This is a genomic window from Streptomyces sp. NPDC088794 (assembly GCF_044750545.1).
Taxonomy (GTDB): domain Bacteria; phylum Actinomycetota; class Actinomycetes; order Streptomycetales; family Streptomycetaceae; genus Streptomyces.
Window position 1 is genome coordinate 1 of record NZ_JBIVKB010000006.1, and the last position, 16,708, is coordinate 16,708.

Below are 16,708 nucleotides of genomic sequence, written 5' to 3' on the forward strand. Positions count from 1 at the left end.
GTGTTAAGCACGCCGCCAGCGTTCGTCCTGAGCCAGGATCAAACTCTCCGTGAATGTTCTCCCGTAATCGGGATGACACCACGAGAGCGGAACAGTCAGGCGGAATAAGCCCGACCGTTCACAGCGTCCTCGCTGTGTTTTGTTCTTCAAAGGAACCACGCCCCAGCCGTAACGACTGGAGACGGGGTATCAACATATCTGGCGTTGACTTTTGGCACGCTGTTGAGTTCTCAAGGAACGGCCGCTTCCTTTGTACTCACCCGCAGAACATTTTCTGGGGCTTTCCTCCGGGCGCTTCCCTTCGGTCTTGCGTTTCTGACTCTATCAGACCCTTTCGGCGTCCGATTCCCCGTCAGATGGGGTTGTCTTTCCGGCTGTTGGGCCGTTCCGACGAGTGAGACTTTAGCGGACTCCCGCCTCCGACGCTAATCGGGTGCTGCGCCCTTTCGAACGCGGATTCCTCATTTCGCGAATACGCACGCCAATAACACGACGACAGTCAGACCGACTGTTAGTCGACTAGTGGTTGGTACTTGCGGAATGGCTGTCCGGGGACCGACCGGAGTCGGCGCTCACGTCGGACAACTCGGAGAACACTACGTACCGGACCTGGGTGTGTCAACTCGCGGTCGGACCGGGGCCCTGAGGCGTACTCTGGCCCCATGACTACGCGTACGTGCACCCAGCTCTGGTGGGCCGCCTGACGGCGGCCGTGCGCACGTATGCACTCAACGGCCGCCGCCTCGGCGGCCGTTCTCGTTTCTCCCTCCAGAGCTCCTGAGGGTCGGCCGCCGGGACGGCGGTCTCGATCAGGAGGTGGAGTGGAAATGACTCGGGTCTTCAGCGGGATCAAGCCGACCGGACACCTGACCCTGGGGAACTACCTGGGAGCCATGCGGCAGTGGGTCGACGTGGACCAGCACCGGTCGGACGCGTTGTTCTGCGTCGTCGACCTGCACGCGCTGACCGTGGACCACGATCCCGCGAGAGTACGGAGGCTCAGTCGGCAGGCGGCGACGTTGTTGCTGGCGGCGGGACTTGATCCACAGCTGTGCACCGTGTTCGTACAGAGTCATGTGGACGAGCACGCGCGGCTGTCGTACGTGCTGGAGTGTGTGGCGACCGACGGCGAGATGCGTCGGATGATCCAGTACAAGGAGAAGGCCGCGCGAGAGCGTGAGCGTGGTGGGAGTGTGCGGCTGTCGCTGCTCACCTATCCCGTGCTGATGGCGGCGGACATCCTGGCGTACGGGGCCGACGAGGTGCCGGTGGGGGACGACCAGACGCAGCATGTGGAGCTGACCCGGGATCTGGCGTTGCGGTTCAACCAGCGGTACGGGCACACGTTCGTGGTGCCGAAGGCGACCACACCGCAGATCGCTGCTCGGGTGATGAACCTCCAGGAACCGACTTCGAAGATGGGGAAGTCGGACGACTTCGGGGCGGGGATCGTCTATCTGCTCGACGAGCCGGACGTGGTGCGCAAGAAGGTCATGCGGGCCGTGACGGACAGCGGGCAGGACGTCGTCTACGACCGGGAGGAGCGGCCGGGGATCGCCAATCTGCTGGAGATCCTCGCTGCCTGCACAGGTGGGAACCCCGAAGCCTTGAGCGGTGTATATGAGTCGTACGGGTCCTTGAAGAAGGACACCGCAGAGGCCGTGGTCGAGATCCTCAAGCCCGTACAGGACAGGCACAAGGAGTTGTGCGCGGATCCGGGCTATGTGGAGGGGGTGCTGCGGGATGGTGCGGAGAAGGCTCGGGCCATGGCGCGGCCGACGGTGGATACGGCTTACCGGGCGATCGGACTGCTGGAACCCACGTCGGAGCCGCTGACTGAGCCGGTGACTGAGTCGGCGACGAAGCCGGCCACGGAACCGGTGCTGAACGCGGCCCGGTAGGCGCGTGGGCTGGTGGCGAGGCGTGATGCGAAGTGCTGGCGCATCGTGACCTCGCTGCCGAAGCCGGCGCGGCGGGCGACCTCGGGCATGGGGAGGTCGGTGCGTTCGAGGAGCTTCTGGGCTGCGGCGATGCGTTGGTCGAGGAGCCAGCGCAGTGGGGTCGTGCCGGTCTCCGCGGTGAAGTGACGGGCGAAGCTGCGCGGCGACATGCCCGCGTGGGTGGCCAGGTCGGCGACCGTGAGCGGTTCGTCGAGGTGGCGCAGGGCGTGCTCGCGTACGGCGGCGAGGGTGTCGGAGTCTCGGTCCGTGCGCGGGGTGGGGTGCTCGATGAACTGCGCCTGGGTTCCGGTGCGGAAGGGGGCGGTGACCATCGACCGGGCGATGGTGGCCGCCGCCTCGGCACCGTGTGACCGGCGGACGAGGTGGAGGCAGAGGTCGATGCCGGCCGCGGTGCCGGCGGCGGTCCAGAGGTTGTCGTCCTCGATGAAGAGGGCGTCGGGAACGACGGTGACTTGGGGGTGGTGGGCGCGCAGGAGGGCGACAAGGTTCCAGTGGGTGATCGCGCGGCGACCGTCGAGGAGACCGGCCTGGGCGAGGGTGAAGGCGCCGCCGCAGAGGGCGGCGATGGTGGTGCCGCGGGCGTGGGCGCGGCGCAGGGCGTCGAGGACGGGGGTGGGTGCGGGAGTGACGTGGTCGTCGAGGCCGGGGACGACGATCAGGTCGGCACGGGAGAGCCAGTCGAGGGCGCGGTCGGGGAGGAGGGTGAGGCCGCCGCGCATGGGGACGGGAGTGGTGTCGGTGGCCACGCGGCGCAGGTCGAAGGCGGGGGCGCCGCGGTCTGTGCGGTCGGTGCCCCAGACCTCGGTGATGACGGAGACGTCGAAGGCGCGGATGCCCGAGAAGGCGACCAGTGCCACGCGGTACGGGACAGGAGCACGGGTAGGGACAGGGGCAGGATCCACAGCTGGCAGTAAACCATCGATCGCTGACTTCTGACCCTCTGGGGCCCGCGTGCCCTCGGCAGCAGGATCGAGGGCATGGAGATCTCAGAAAACGCGGCATTGGTGATCGTGGACGTGCAGAAGGGCTTCGAGGAAGCCGACTTCTGGGGGCCTCGGAACAACCCGGGGGCGGATGACAACATCGCGCGGCTGATCGACGTATGGCAGTCGTCGGGGCGGCCGGTCGTGTTCGTGCGGCACGACTCGTCGAAGCCCGGGTCGCCGCTGCGGCTCGGGTACGAGGGGAACGAGCTGAAGGAGTACGTGGAGGGGAGGCGGGGGAAGGGGAGCGGGCCCGAGCTGTTCGTGACCAAGTCCGTGAACTCGGCGTTCTTGGGGACGCCGGATCTGGGGGCCTGGTTGACGGAGGCGGGGATCTCGCAGTTCGTGCTGGTCGGGATCCAGACGAACATGTGCGTGGAGACGACGGCCCGGATGGGCGGGAATCTCGGGTACGACGTGGTGGTGCCGTACGACGCGACGTACACCTTCGACCTGGAGGGGCCGTTCGGCTGGCGGCGGACCGCGGACGAGGTGGGGCAGGCGGCGGCGGTGTCGCTGCACGGGGGTGGCTTCGCGCGCGTGGTCACCACGGAGGAGGTGGTGGACGCGGCGGCGGGGTGAACGGGCCGCCGCCGGATGGGCGTTGGCCCGGTGAGGTCGGCCGGTGGGGTCGGCCCGGTGGGGGTCAGTCCTTCTTGCCGGAGGCCAGTTCGCGGCTGCGGTCGCGGGCGGCTTCGAGGGCGGCGATGAGGGCGGCTCGTACGCCGTGGTTCTCGAGTTCGCGGATGGCGTTGATGGTGGTGCCGGCGGGCGAGGTGACGTTCTCGCGGAGCTTGACCGGGTGTTCGCCGCTGTCGCGGAGCATCACCGCGGCGCCGATCGCGGACTGGACGATGAGGTCGTGGGCCTTGTCGCGGGGCAGGCCGAGCAGGATGCCGGCGTCGGTCATGGCCTCGACCAGGTAGAAGAAGTAGGCCGGGCCGGAGCCGGAGAGTGCGGTGCAGGCGTCCTGCTGGGACTCGGGGACCCGCAGGGTCTTGCCGACGGCGCCGAAGATCTCCTCGGCGTGCGCGAGGTGGGCCTCGGTGGCGTGGCTGCCGGCGGAGATGACGGACATGGCCTCGTCGACGAGGGCGGGGGTGTTCGTCATGACGCGGACGACGGGGGTGCCCGTGGCGAGGCGCTCCTCGAAGAAGGAGGTGGGGATGCCCGCCGCGCCGCTGATGATCAGGCGGTCGGCGGGGACGTGTGGGGCGAGTTCGTCGAGGAGGTTGCCCATGTCCTGCGGCTTGACCGTGAGGATCAGGGTGTCGGCGGTCTTGGCGGCTTCCTGGTTGGTGACCGCGGTGACGCCGTGCCGGGCGCGCAGTTCCTCGGCGCGCTCCGGGCGGCGTGCGGTGACCAGGAGGTCGGCCGGCGTCCAGCCGCCGCGGATCATTCCGCTGAGCAGGGCTTCGCCGATCTTGCCGGTGCCGAGGACTGCGACTTTCTGGGTCATGGGTTCATCCTCGCACCGGCGGTGTGTGGGGTGAGGCGGCTGTCCGGCTGGCGGAACGCGGTCATGCCGTGCGGCGCCGCAAGGTCGCTGCGCCCAGGGCCAGGACCACCAGGGCGCAGCCGGCCACGATGAGTGCGTCGCGGATGAAGGTGGCGGTCATGTCGGTGTGTTTGAGGACTTCGTTCATGCCGTCGACGGCGTAGGACATGGGCAGGACGTCGGAGACGGCCTCCAGGGCGGGGTGCATGTTGGAGCGGGGGGTGAACAGGCCGCAGAGGAGGAGTTGGGGGAAGATCACGGCCGGCATGAACTGGACGGCCTGGAACTCCGAGGACGCGAAGGCCGAGACGAAGAGGCCGAGGGCGGTGCCGAGCAGGGCGTCGAGCAGTGCGACCAGGAGCAGCAGCCAGGGGCTGCCGGTGACGTCGAGGCCCAGGAACCAGACGGCGAGGCCGGTGGCCAGGGCGGACTGGACGATGGCGAGGGCGCCGAAGGCCAGGGCGTAGCCGGCGATCAGGTCGGCCTTGCCCAGGGGCATGGCGAGGAGGCGTTCGAGGGTGCCGGAGGTGCGTTCGCGCAGGGTGGCGATGGAGGTGACCAGGAACATCGTGATCAGCGGGAAGATGCCGAGGAGCGAGGCGCCGATGTTGTCGAAGGTGCGCGGGCTGCCGTCGAAGACGTAGCGCAGCAGGAACAGCATCACGCACGGGATCAGGATCAGCATCGCGATGGTGCGCGGGTCGTGGCGGAGCTGGCGCAGGACGCGGGTCGCGGTGGCGAAGGTGCGGGAGGCGTTGAAGACGCCGGTGGGTGCGGGCTTCGGGGCCGCCGTGCCGGTGGGCGCGGGGGTCGTCGTACTCATCGGGTGTTCTCCTTCGCGCGGGTGTTGTCACGGGAGCCGCCGTCGGAGCCGTGGTGGGAGTTCTCGTGGACGGCGGCGCTCGCCTCGTCGACCAGGTGGAGGAAGGCCGCTTCGACGGTCTCGGCGCCGGTGCTGGTGCGCAGGGCCTCGGGGGTGTCGTCGGCGAGGATCTCGCCCGCGCGCATCAGCAGGAGGCGGTGGCAGCGCTCGGCCTCGTCCATGACGTGGGAGGAGATGAGGAGGGTGGCGCCGCGGTCGGCGGCGATGGCGTGGAAGAGGGTCCACAGGTCGCGGCGCAGGACGGGGTCGAGGCCGACGGTGGGTTCGTCCAGGACGAGGAGTTCGGGGGTGCCGAGGAGGGCGACCGCGAGGGAGACGCGGCTGCGCTGGCCGCCGGAGAGGTTGCCGGCGAGGGAGTCGGCGTGGCTGGTGAGGTCGACGTCGGCGAGGACGCGTTCGACGTCGTGGTGGCGTTCGGCGCCGGCGCGGCCGGGGTCGAGGATCGCGGCGAAGTAGTCGAGGTTCTGACGGATGCTCAGGTCGTCGTAGACGGAGGGAGCTTGGGTGACGTAGCCGATGCGGGTGCGCAGGGTGGGGTGGCCCGCGGGGCGGCCGAGGACGTCGAGGGTGCCGGTGACCTTGGCCTGGGTGCCGACGATCGAGCGCATGAGGGTCGACTTGCCGCAGCCGGAGGGGCCGAGCAGGCCGGTGATCTGGCCGCGCGGGACGGTGAAGTCGAGGCTGTGCAGGACGGTGCGGGGGCCGCGGACGACGGTGAGGCTCTCGGCGTGGACGGCGGGTTCACGTCCGGTGCCGGCTGTGCCGGGTGGCTCGGCGACGTAATTCATCATGTGATGAATAATGCTCTCGCGGGACGGTGCCGTCAAGCGGGTGCATCCGAGGGCGCAGGCGCGCGGCGGCGTGATCGGAAGAAGGCGTTCCGGTATCCGCGCTTCCGCGTTCACGGGTCGGCAACACGAACGGGGTGCGCAGCCAACTCCCTTTCCCGACAATGGATTTCAGTGCGAGGTCATATGCCGCGCACGCAGGTTCGCCGTGCCCTCCCCCGGCTCGGCGCCCACGCATCTCCCGTTCGATCACCGGAGGTGCTCCCGTCATGCGCAAGCGCTGTGGCGTCGTACAGAAGGCCGATCTGTTCGCTTCCCTAGTCGTGTTCCTCGTCGCGCTGCCGCTGTGTGTGGGCGTGGCCATAGCCTCCGGAGTCCCGGCCGAGTTGGGGCTGGTCACCGGGATCGTCGGCGGGCTGGTCGCCGGGGCGCTGCCCGGCAGCAGCCTCCAGGTGAGCGGGCCGGCGGCGGGACTGACGGTGCTCGTGTACGAGGCCGTCGAGAGGTACGGCGTCGAGGCGCTCGGCGTGCTGGTGTTCGGCGCCGGTCTTGTGCAGTTGGGGCTCGGGGCGCTGCGGCTCGGGCGCTGGTTCCGGGCCGTGTCCATGGCCGTGGTGCAGGGGATGCTCGCCGGCATCGGGCTGGTGCTGATCGCCGGTCAGGTCTACGCGCTGGGCGACGCGGCGGCGCCCGGCGGCGGGCTCGGCAAGCTCGCCGGGCTGGTGTCGCTGCCCGGGCGGGTGGATCCGGTGGCGTTGTCAGTGGGGGGTGCCACCCTTGCGGTATTGCTGCTGTGGCCGCGTTGGCGCAGGGGGGCGCGAGTGGTGCCTGCGCCGTTGGTCGCGGTGGCTCTGGTGTCGGCGGTGACCGGAGTGTTCGGCCTGGATGTGCGGCGGGTCGAGGTGCGGGGGCTGCTCGATGCGGTACGGATGCCCGAAGTGGCGGACTTCGGGCGGCTGACGGAAGTGGGGGTGATCGGGACCGTCGTGGCGTTCGCGCTGATCGCGTCGGCGGAGTCGTTGTTCAGCGCGGCGGCCGTGGACCGGCTGCATCGGGGGCCGCGTACGGACTACGACCGGGAGTTGCTGGCGCAGGGTGCGGGGAACGCGGTGTGCGGGCTGCTGGGGGCGTTGCCGATGACCGCGGTCATCGTGCGGTCTGCCGCGAACCTGCAGGCGGGGGCGCGGACCAAGGCATCGCGGTTGCTGCACGGGGTGTGGCTCTTGGTGTTCACGGTCTTCGTGCCGGGGGCACTCGGGGTGATTCCGGTGGCGGCGCTGGCCGGGCTGCTCGTGCACGCCGGGTGCAGGCTCGTGCCGGTGCGGGAGGTGCGGGTGCTGTGGCGCGGGCATCGCGGGGAGGTGCTCGTGCTGGTGGTGACGGCGGGGGCGATCGTCGTCGGGAACCTGTTCGAGGGGGTGTTGGTGGGGCTGACGCTGGCGGTGGCCAAGACGGCCTGGGACGTCAGCCATGTGCACATCGAGACGGAGGACCGGGGGGACGCGGGGATCGTCGTACGGGTGCTCGGGCACGCCACGTTCCTGCGGCTGCCGAAGCTGCTGGACGCGCTCGACGCGCTGCCGGTGGACCGGGAGGTGCGGCTCGAACTGGGCGGGCTGCGGCACCTGGACCACGCCTGCGCGGCGGCCCTGGAGGGGTGGGCCGCCGCGCGGGGTCAGGAACCGGTGGCGACGAGCAGCTCGACGACGTAGATCTCCTCGACGACTCCGCCGGGGAAGACGGTGAGCAGCTGGTCGCGCTCCTCGGCGAGGAAGGCCTCCGTGCTCTCCTCGCCGGCCACCAGGAAGATCGAGTGGCTGCTGATGTTGGCGAGGTGGGTGTCGACGGGGACGTGCCGGCTCCAGCGCACGCGGCGGTGGGCGAAGTGGAGCCGGCCGGTGGGGTCGGCGAGGGCGGAGTGCATGCCGCTGCCGTTGCGGTCGACGACGCGGTCGACGCCGAAGTGGCGCCGGATGCGTTCGGACTGCGCGTCGATCCAGGGGACGTCGAGGGCGCTGGTGTTCCACCACAGCGTCAGCGCCCCGCCCGGCCGCAGGACCCGCAGCGCCTCCGGGACCGAGCGGGCCGGCTCGGTCCAGTGCCAGGCCTGCGCGTAGGTGATGAGGTCGGCACTGGCGTCGGCGAGGGGCAGGTGGTTGCCGTTGCCCCGCACGATCGGGATACCGGGGTTGGTGTGCCGGAACTGGGCCGCCATGCCCTCCCCGGGCTCCACCGCGACCACCTCGGCGCCCCGCCCGTGCAGCAGCGCGGTCGCGATCCCCGTCCCGGCCCCGACGTCCACCACGCGGGCGCCTTCGAGGGGGCGGTTGGCGAGTTCCTCGATCGCGTCGAAGAGGGCGGGCGGGTAGGAGGGGCGGTTCGCGGCGTACTGGGCCGCGGCGGCGTTGAAGGAGTGGGCGCGGGAGGCGTGGAAGGAGGCGGTCATACGGCCATGGTGGACCCGTCGGGTAAAGGGGAGCGTGAGTTTTGCCGGGGGAAGGAACAGCCATGATCCCCCTGTGTCCGGCGGTGGCCGCCGCCCCGGCTGCTTCCGGCGGCGCCCGCTACTTCCGGCGGCGCTTCTTCGACGGGTTGCCCGTGCGGCGGGTGGTGCGCTTCTCGTACTCCGTGCGGGCCGTCTCGTACTCCGTGCGGTGGAGTCTCTCGCCGGGGGCCTCGGTCAGGGAGCGGAAGAAGTACGCGGCGAGGGAGCCGACGAAGCCGATGGCCAGGAGGCCGCGCAGGGAGGCCTGGCGCTCGGGGTCGGGGCGCGTGCCGAAGGACTCCCAGGTGTGCCGGAAGGCGAGCGCGCTGCAGATGGCGAACATCGCGACGACCAGGACGGTGACGAAGGAGCCGGTGTCGGCGAGCTGGAGGCCCTGGTAGGCGAAGCGCAGGACGAGGCAGGAGGCGACCCCGGCGGCGAGGGAGCCGACGGCGGCCCCGACGCGGCGCAGGGCGTAGCCGCCCTCGTGGTCCACCCAGGTGGTGCCGAAGAAGCGGAGGGGTTCGGGGCGGGGCCCCGTGGGGGAGCCCGCCGTGTCCTGGGTGCCGTTTTCGTCGCTCACGGGACGATTATGGCGCCCGGGGCGGGGCGGGCTCCCGGCCGGGATCAGTCGCAGCGGTCGGCGACGTAGCCGTCGCTGCCGGTCAGGACATAGGCGTCGGAGACGTACTCGCCGTTGCTGATGTTGTCCCAGATGTTGCTCGTGCCGTACGGGCCCGTCACCCGCGTGCCCGGCGTCTGGCAGTAGATCGGCACCTTGGCGCCCGCGGCCAGGACCCGGACGATGCTGTAGCCGGTGCCGGGGCCGCTGCGGACGTTGAGCCGGACACCCGGCGCGACCGAGTAGTAGCGGACGGTCGCGGCGGCCGTCAGAGCCTGGGCGCCCTCGACGCTCCCGGCCTCCTCCGTGCGGTCAATGGACATGAAAAACCTCCCCCGTTGGACCCCATGACTGCCATGAGGCCCCATTGATTCCCCTAAAACACGCCATGAAACACATGTACACAACTCGCACACGTACGCCAGCAAGCCGCCTCTGTCCCGAACGCCTCATCGACTAGGCTCCGAGCGTCGCGCGCGGACGAACAGCACGGGAGTGGTCCCAATGGCGCCACAGGGCAACACCGGAGCGGGCGCGGAAGCGGAACTTCCCGAGTACGCCGGTCACTACCGCCTGGAGTCATGCCTCGGCTCGGGCGGCATGGGGGTCGTGCACCTGGCGCGCAGCACCTCCGGGATGAAGCTCGCGGTGAAGGTGGTGCACGCCGACTTCGCCAAGGACCCCGAGTTCAGAGGCCGTTTCCGGCAGGAGGTGGCAGCCGCGCGGCGGGTGAGCGGTGCCTTCACCGCGTCCGTCGTGGACGCCGACCCGGAGGCCGAACGGCCCTGGATGGCCACGCTGTTCATCCCCGGTCCGACCCTCGCCGAACAGGTCAAGCGGAACGGTCCGATGCCCCCTGCCGAGTTGCGCAGGCTGATGGCGGGACTGGCCGAGGCGCTACGGGACATCCACCGCGTCGGGGTCGTGCACCGCGACCTCAAGCCGAGCAACGTCCTGCTCGCCGAGGACGGGCCCAAGGTCATCGACTTCGGCATTTCTCGGCCAAAGGACAGCGAACTGCGCACCGAGACGGGCAAGTTGATCGGCACCCCGCCGTTCATGGCGCCCGAGCAGTTCCGGCGCCCGCGTGAAGTCGGCCCCGCCGCCGACGTCTTCGCGCTCGGCTCGGTACTGGTGCACGCGGCGACCGGGCGCGGTCCCTTCGACTCGGACAGTCCGTACGTCGTCGCCTACCAGGTCGTGCACGACGAGCCGGATCTGAGCGGCGTACCGGAGAATCTCGCGCCGCTCGTGCTGCGGTGTCTGGCCAAGGAGCCCGAAGACCGGCCCACCCCCGACGAGTTGATGCGGGAACTGCGGTCGGTGGCGGCCTCCTACGACACGCAGGCCTTCATACCGTCGCAGCGGACGAAACGTGAACCCGCGCCCGAGGCGGACCCGGAGCCGGAACAGGAACAGCCGCCCGGAGGACGCCGGCGACGAAAGGCCGTCCTCACGGCCGGTGTGGTCGGCCTCGCCCTCGTCGTGTGCGGTGCGCTGGCCTCCGTACAGCTGCTCGGGAACCACGGCGCGACGGCCGAGGAGACCACACCGTCCAAGTCGTCGGCGTCGGGGGCGACTTCGGCAGCCGGGTTCGGGGCGTGGGCCTCGGACGCGGCGGCCGGGAAGTCGGGGATGCCGCAATGCTCGTACGGAACCGCGCAGTTGATCTGTGCGCGGTCCGGTTCGGTCTTCGCCCTCGATCCCGACGACGGCAAGCTGTTGTGGAAGCACTCCGTGGCCGCGTCGCAGCGGAGCGGGCCGCCCGTCCTGGCCGGCGGACTCGTCCAGCCGCTGCTGGACCAGGGCCCGCGCCTCGAAGCGCTCGACCCGGCCTCGGGGAAGCCGAGTTGGCAGCGGAAGATGCCCGCGCACACCTCCCTGCGGGCCGTCGGCGGGATGCTTCTGCTCACCCACGCCGACGGCACGGTCACCGGTGTGGACGGCGCGACCGGCGAGACCAAGTGGGAGCACCGGATCGCGGGCCAGAGCCGGCCGTACTTCGGCTCGTTCACCGGTGACCCGCTGGCGTACGCGACCGGCCCGTCCGCCGACGGGTCGAGCACCCGGGTCACCGCCGTCGACCCGGCCACCGGAGCCGTACGCTGGGACGCGAGCCTCAAGGGGAACCTGGAGGCCGTCGGCGCCCAGGACGGCTCCGTCTTCCTCCTGGCCACCGACCCGGTCTACGGCGACACGGACGCCGTCGTCCGGTACGACCCGGCGGACGAGTCCACGCGCCGGGTGGCCCTCCCCGTCGCGCGCCCCGACGCCCGGGCGAGCGTGCACGGGAACGTCGTCTATCTGCTGGCCGCCGACGGCGCGTTGGACGCCGTCGGCATGAAGGCGGGCAAGCGGCTGTGGCACCTGGAGACCTCGGTGAGCCGGGGATCGGAGCCGGTCGCCGACGACGCCCATGTGTATCTCGCCGCGGGCGACGGGCGGTTGCTCGCGGTCGACGCCCGCACGGGGCGGCTCGTCGGACAGACCCCGGCGCGCCCTGGCGCGAACTCGGGCCAGGTCGCCGCGACGGTCCCCCGGCCCGTCGTCGCCGGCACCCGCGTGTACGCCACCGCCCCCGACGGCACCGTCTTCGCGGTGAACTCCCGCAAACCGGCGGCCTGGTAGCCCAAGAGGCGAACAGAGGGCACGCGAACGGGGCCGCCCCGAAGGGACAGCCCCTTTCGAACAGAGAACCTCGGTCCGTTACGACACTCAGCCGAGCTTCGACACGTCCCGCACCGCGCCCCGGTCCGCGCTGGTCGCCATCGCCGCGTAGGCCCGCAGCGCCGCCGACACCTTGCGCTCGCGGTTCTTCGGGGCGTACACGCCACCCAACTCCTGCTCGCGCCGGGCGAGTTCGGAGTCGTCGACGAGGAGCTCGATCGAGCGGTTCGGGATGTCGATGCGGATGCGGTCGCCGTCCTCGACGAGCGCGATCGTGCCGCCGGAGGCCGCCTCGGGGGACGCGTGGCCGATCGACAGACCCGAAGTGCCGCCGGAGAAGCGGCCGTCGGTGATCAGCGCGCAGGTCTTGCCGAGGCCGCGGCCCTTGAGGAAGGAGGTCGGGTAGAGCATCTCCTGCATACCCGGGCCGCCCTTGGGGCCCTCGTAGCGGATGACCACCACGTCGCCGTCCTTGATCTGCTTGTTCAGGATCTTCTCGACGGCCTCCTCCTGCGACTCGCAGACGACCGCGGGACCCTCGAAGGTCCAGATCGACTCGTCGACGCCGGCCGTCTTCACCACGCAGCCGTCGACGGCGAGGTTGCCCTTGAGGACCGCGAGGCCGCCGTCCTTGGAGTACGCGTGCTCGGCGCTGCGGATGCAGCCCTCGGCCGCGTCCTCGTCCAGCTCCTCCCAGCGCTCCGACTGCGAGAAGGCCTCCGCGCTGCGGACGCAGCCCGGGGCCGCGTGCCACAGCTCGATCGCCTCCGGGGAGGGCGAACCGCCGCGCACGTCCCACGTCTTGAGCCAGTCCGCGAGGGAGGGGCTGTGCACGGAGTGGACGTCCTCGTTCAGCAGGCCCGCGCGGTGCAGCTCGCCCAGCAGGGCGGGGATGCCGCCGGCGCGGTGCACGTCCTCCATGTAGTACGTGCGGCTCTTCGCGACGTTCGGGGCGACCTTCGCGAGGCACGGGACCCGGCGCGAGACCGCGTTGATCTCGTCCAGGCCGAAGGAGACGCCCGCTTCCTGCGCCGCGGCCAGCAGGTGCAGGATCGTGTTGGTGGAGCCGCCCATCGCGATGTCGAGGGCCATGGCGTTCTCGAAGGCCGCGAAGGTGGCGACGTTGCGGGGCAGGACCGTCTCGTCGTCCTGCTCGTAGTAGCGGCGGGTGATGTCCATCACCGTGCGGGCCGCGTCCTGGTACAGGCCCTTGCGGGCGGTGTGTGTGGCGAGCACCGAGCCGTTGCCCGGCAGTGACAGGCCGATGGCCTCGGTCAGGCAGTTCATCGAGTTGGCGGTGAACATGCCGGAGCAGGAGCCGCAGGTAGGACAGGCGTTCTCCTCGATGCGGAGGACGTCCGCGTCGGACACGTTCTCGTTCGCCGCGTCGACCATCGCGTCGATCAGGTCGAGGGTGCGGACCGTGCCGTCCACGAGGGTCGCGCGGCCGGCCTCCATGGGCCCGCCGGAGACGAAGACCGTGGGGATGTTCAGGCGCAGGGCGCCCATGAGCATGCCCGGGGTGATCTTGTCGCAGTTGGAGATGCAGATCAGGGCGTCCGCGCAGTGCGCCTCGACCATGTACTCCACGCTGTCCGCGATCAGGTCGCGGGAGGGCAGGGAGTAGAGCATGCCGCCGTGGCCCATCGCGATGCCGTCGTCGACGGCGATGGTGTTGAACTCGCGCGGGATGCCGCCGGCGGCCGTGATGGCCTCGCTGACGATGCGGCCGACCGGCTGGAGGTGCGTGTGGCCGGGGACGAACTCGGTGAAGCTGTTGGCGACCGCGATGATCGGCTTGCGGCCGATGTCCGCGCCGGGTACACCGGAGGCGCGCATAAGGGCGCGTGCGCCCGCCATGTTGCGGCCGTGGGTGACTGTGCGGGACCTCAGCTCGGGCATCGTCGCTCGCTCCTTCAGAGACGGTCGTCAGAGACTTCAGAGACGGTCGTAAGAGACTTCTGACTGCATTCGAGCGTACGCCCGTCATCCAGGGGTCGGGACGCGGTGTCCGGAATGCGGGACAACTGTCTCGGGGTACGGGGGTTCAGGGCCCCGTCAGATGCCCCTGCACGACCGGCGCCACGCGGGCGATGACCTGCTCGACGTCCGCCGACGCCAGCGGCTCGACCTTGATCACGTACCGCAGCATCGCGATCCCCACCAGCTGCGCTCCCGCGAGTTCGGCCCGCAGCTCCGCGTCCGGCACCTCCAGCTGGGCCGCGACCCGGCCCAGCACCTGGGCGACGACAAGGCGCCGGAAGACGGTGGCCGCGGCCTCGTTGTTGACGGCCGAGCGGACGATCGCCAGCAGGGGCGTACGGGTGACGGGGTTCTCCCAGACGCCGAAGATGAAGCGGGTCAGACGCTCGCCGACGTCCTCCAGGGGGCCGTCGGCCACCGCCTCCGGCGCGTTGGCCGCGGGCGCGAGGGCGACCGCGATGGCCGCCTCGAAGACCTGCTCCTTGGTGCCGAAGTAGTGGTGCACCAGCGCCGAGTCCACGTCGGCCGCCTTGGCGATGGCCCGCACGGACGTCTTGTCGTACCCGCGCGCGGAGAACTCCTCGCGGGCCGCGGTCAGGATGCGGTCGCGGGTGTCGGCGGACTCCGTACGCGGACGCCGGCCACGGCGCCGGGAGGTGGCCTCGGTCACCGTCGGGGCACCTTCACCGCGGAGGCGAGGTGCAGACGCGTGTAGGCCAGCGCCTCCGCGAGATCGGCCTCGCGTTCGGCGCTGGACATCGCGCGCCGGGTGTTGACCTCGATGACGACATGGCCGTCGAAGCCGGTCAGGGCGAGGCGCTCCAGCAGTTCGGCGCAGGGTTGCGAGCCGCGGCCCGGGACGAGGTGCTCGTCCTTGGCCGAGCCCTTGCCGTCCGCGAGGTGGACGTGGCCGAGGCGGTCGCCCATGCGGTCGACCATGTCCATCGCGTCGACGCGGGAGGTCGCGCTGTGGCTGAGGTCGATCGTGAAGTGCCGGTAGTCGTCCTTGGTGACGTCCCAGTCGGGGGCGTACGCCAGCATCTCGCGGTCGCGGTAGCGCCAGGGGTACATGTTCTCGACGGCGAACCGCACATCCGTCTCGTCCGCCATGCGCCACATCCCGGTCACGAAGTCCCGCGCGTACTGGCGCTGCCAGCGGAACGGGGGGTGTACGACCACGGTGGTCGCGCCCAGTTTCTCCGCTGCCGCGCGGGCTCGCTGGAGCTTGATCCAGGGGTCGGTGGACCACACCCGCTGGGTGATGAGCAGGCAGGGGGCGTGCACCGCGAGGATCGGGACCTGGTGGTAGTCGCTGAGTCTGCGCAGTGCCTCGATGTCCTGGCTGACCGGGTCGGTCCACACCATGACCTCGACGCCGTCGTAGCCGAGGCGCGCGGCGATCTCGAAGGCGGTCGCTGTCGACTCCGGGTACACCGAGGCCGTTGACAGGGCGACCTTCGCATCCGGGATCCTCACGACTGGCTCCGCCATGGGGGACAGATTACGGGGTGCGGTTGGGTGGGGCGGGGCGCCTATTGGCCGTTGTGGGGTTCGCCATAGGCGGGTGCGGGATTTGTCGGGCGGTGCGCGTCATCGCCGTTGAGGGAATCGCCGCGGGCGGGTGCGGGATTTGTCGGGCGGTGCGCGTCATCGCCGTTGAGGGAATCGCCGCGGGCGGGTGCGGGTGCGCTGTGGCTTGTCGCGCAGTTCCCCGCGCCCCTGAGGTGCGTATGCGGGACGTACGCCCCGAGAGCGCCGGCGGTTGGTCGCGCCCACGCGGCGGAGCCGCACATCGACACAGCCCCGCGCCCCTGAGGGGCATGCGGCGAACGCACATCCGCTCAGTCCCGTTCCTTCCACAAGGCGCCTAAACAGCGCGCATCCCATCAAGTCGCCGCAAAATCACGCCCTCCCTCAGTGCCCACGGGCAGATCTCCACCGTCTCCACGCCGAACAGATCCATCGCGCCCTCGGCCACCAAGGCGCCGGCGAGGAGTTGGCTTGCTCGGCCCTCGGAGACTCCGGGGAGGTCGGCGCGCTGGGCGGTGGTCATGCCGGTGAGTTGGGGGACCCAGGCTTCGAGGGACTCGCGCTTGAGTTCGCGTTGGACGTACAAGCCTTCCGTGGAGCGGGCCGCGCCGGCGATGCGGGCCAGCTGGCGGAAGGTCTTCGACGTGGCGACCACGTGGTCGGGGGCGCCGAAGCGGGTGAACTCGCCGACCGTGCGGGCGATCTGGGCCCGTACGTGACGGCGCAGCGCCCTTATGGAGTCCGGGTCCGGCGGGTCGCCGGGGAGCCAGCCCGCGGTGAGGCGGCCGGCGCCCAGCGGCAGGGAGACGGCCGCGTCGGGCGCCTCGTCGATGCCGTAGGCGATCTCCAGGGAGCCGCCGCCGATGTCCAGGACGAGCAGCTTGCCCGCGGACCAGCCGAACCAGCGGCGGGCTGCGAGGAAGGTCAGCCGGGCCTCCTCCGCACCGGTGAGGACCTGGAGCTCGACGCCGGTCTCGGCCTGCACGCGCGCGAGGACGTCGTCGGCGTTGCTGGCCTCGCGCACGGCGGAGGTGGCGAAGGGCAGCATTTCCTCGACGCCCTTGTCCTCGGCGGCCTGCACGGCCTCCCGGACGACCGAGATCAGCTTGTCCACTCCTTCGGGGTCGATCGCCCCGTCCTCGTCCAGGAGTTGGGCAAGGCGGAGCTCCGCCTTGTGCGAGTGCGCGGGCAGCGGTCGCGCGCCCGGGTGCGCATCCACGACCAGCAGATGCACCGTGTTCGATCCCACGTCGAGGACACCGAGTCTCATGTACAGAACGCTACTGCCAGCTGAACGGTCCTCCGTCC

The 16,708-nt window shown here is 70.6% G+C and carries 15 protein-coding genes; 4 read left to right on the forward strand and 11 right to left on the reverse strand.

The features are described from left to right. The first annotated feature begins 827 nt into the window (after positions 1 to 827). Entirely contained in the window at positions 828 to 1,901 is a 1,074-nt protein-coding gene (gene trpS / locus ACIP6U_RS18400; RefSeq protein WP_401718560.1) for a tryptophan--tRNA ligase, read from the forward strand. Here trpS and ACIP6U_RS18405 read toward each other — a convergent pair. Next, positions 1,793 to 2,818 carry a GlxA family transcriptional regulator gene (locus ACIP6U_RS18405; RefSeq protein ID WP_401718562.1) on the reverse strand — a complete coding sequence of 342 codons (1,026 nt, stop codon included), beginning with the start codon at positions 2,816 to 2,818 and terminating at the stop codon, positions 1,793 to 1,795. The genes trpS and ACIP6U_RS18405 overlap by 109 nt on opposite strands. Positions 2,819 to 2,938: 120 nt before the next feature. On the opposite strand from ACIP6U_RS18405, the gene ACIP6U_RS18410 reads away from it, so the two are divergent. Beyond that, a complete protein-coding gene (locus ACIP6U_RS18410; RefSeq protein WP_401718565.1) occupies positions 2,939 to 3,526 on the forward strand; it encodes a cysteine hydrolase family protein in 588 nt (195 codons plus the stop codon). Between the two features lie 64 nt (positions 3,527 to 3,590). Here ACIP6U_RS18410 and proC read toward each other — a convergent pair whose 3' ends face one another. The 3 genes from proC to ACIP6U_RS18425 all read right to left on the reverse strand — a co-directional run bounded on the left by proC (position 3,591) and on the right by ACIP6U_RS18425 (position 6,116). Beyond that, the gene (gene proC, locus ACIP6U_RS18415) at positions 3,591 to 4,403 is read right to left on the reverse strand and encodes a pyrroline-5-carboxylate reductase (protein ID WP_401718568.1); all 813 of its coding nucleotides are present in this window, start codon (positions 4,401 to 4,403) and stop codon (positions 3,591 to 3,593) included. Between the two features lie 61 nt (positions 4,404 to 4,464). Then, positions 4,465 to 5,265 (reverse strand): ABC transporter permease, encoded by an 801-nt coding sequence (locus ACIP6U_RS18420; RefSeq protein WP_401718571.1) that lies wholly within the window; start codon positions 5,263 to 5,265, stop codon positions 4,465 to 4,467. Next, a complete protein-coding gene (locus tag ACIP6U_RS18425; protein WP_401718574.1) occupies positions 5,262 to 6,116 on the reverse strand; it encodes an ABC transporter ATP-binding protein in 855 nt (284 codons plus the stop codon). Before ACIP6U_RS18425 ends, ACIP6U_RS18420 begins: the two co-directional genes overlap by 4 nt. Before the next feature lie 266 nt (positions 6,117 to 6,382). Here ACIP6U_RS18425 and ACIP6U_RS18430 point away from each other — a divergent pair, with 266 nt between their 5' ends. Continuing rightward, positions 6,383 to 7,825, forward strand: coding sequence for a SulP family inorganic anion transporter (locus ACIP6U_RS18430; RefSeq protein ID WP_401718577.1), 1,443 nt, complete (start codon positions 6,383 to 6,385; stop codon positions 7,823 to 7,825). Here ACIP6U_RS18430 and ACIP6U_RS18435 read toward each other — a convergent pair. The 3 genes from ACIP6U_RS18435 to ACIP6U_RS18445 form a co-directional block, all read right to left on the reverse strand. Then, entirely contained in the window at positions 7,789 to 8,559 is a 771-nt protein-coding gene (locus ACIP6U_RS18435; protein WP_401718579.1) for a class I SAM-dependent methyltransferase, read from the reverse strand. The genes ACIP6U_RS18430 and ACIP6U_RS18435 overlap by 37 nt on opposite strands. Positions 8,560 to 8,677: 118 nt before the next feature. Further along, positions 8,678 to 9,181, reverse strand: a complete 504-nt coding sequence (locus tag ACIP6U_RS18440; protein WP_401718582.1) for an EamA/RhaT family transporter — start codon at positions 9,179 to 9,181, stop codon at positions 8,678 to 8,680. A 44-nt stretch (positions 9,182 to 9,225) separates the two neighbouring features. Continuing rightward, entirely contained in the window at positions 9,226 to 9,543 is a 318-nt protein-coding gene (locus ACIP6U_RS18445) for an SH3 domain-containing protein (protein WP_401718585.1), read from the reverse strand. A 181-nt stretch (positions 9,544 to 9,724) separates the two neighbouring features. On the opposite strand from ACIP6U_RS18445, the gene ACIP6U_RS18450 reads away from it, so the two are divergent. After that, positions 9,725 to 11,848: a serine/threonine-protein kinase gene (locus ACIP6U_RS18450; protein ID WP_401718588.1), complete on the forward strand. Its 2,124-nt coding sequence runs from the start codon at positions 9,725 to 9,727 to the stop codon at positions 11,846 to 11,848. 87 nt (positions 11,849 to 11,935) lie between these two features. On the opposite strand, the gene ilvD is transcribed toward ACIP6U_RS18450, so the two are convergent. The 4 genes from ilvD to ACIP6U_RS18470 form a co-directional block, all read right to left on the reverse strand. Then, the gene (gene ilvD / locus ACIP6U_RS18455) at positions 11,936 to 13,789 is read right to left on the reverse strand and encodes a dihydroxy-acid dehydratase (protein ID WP_401718590.1); all 1,854 of its coding nucleotides are present in this window, start codon (positions 13,787 to 13,789) and stop codon (positions 11,936 to 11,938) included. Between the two features lie 145 nt (positions 13,790 to 13,934). Further along, positions 13,935 to 14,540: a TetR family transcriptional regulator gene (locus tag ACIP6U_RS18460; RefSeq protein WP_401718593.1), complete on the reverse strand. Its 606-nt coding sequence runs from the start codon at positions 14,538 to 14,540 to the stop codon at positions 13,935 to 13,937. Continuing rightward, the gene (locus ACIP6U_RS18465) at positions 14,537 to 15,361 is read right to left on the reverse strand and encodes a sugar phosphate isomerase/epimerase family protein (protein WP_401718596.1); all 825 of its coding nucleotides are present in this window, start codon (positions 15,359 to 15,361) and stop codon (positions 14,537 to 14,539) included. Before ACIP6U_RS18465 ends, ACIP6U_RS18460 begins: the two co-directional genes overlap by 4 nt. Before the next feature lie 376 nt (positions 15,362 to 15,737). Continuing rightward, the gene (locus tag ACIP6U_RS18470; protein WP_401718597.1) at positions 15,738 to 16,670 is read right to left on the reverse strand and encodes a Ppx/GppA family phosphatase; all 933 of its coding nucleotides are present in this window, start codon (positions 16,668 to 16,670) and stop codon (positions 15,738 to 15,740) included. Between the last annotated feature and the right edge of the window lie 38 nt (positions 16,671 to 16,708).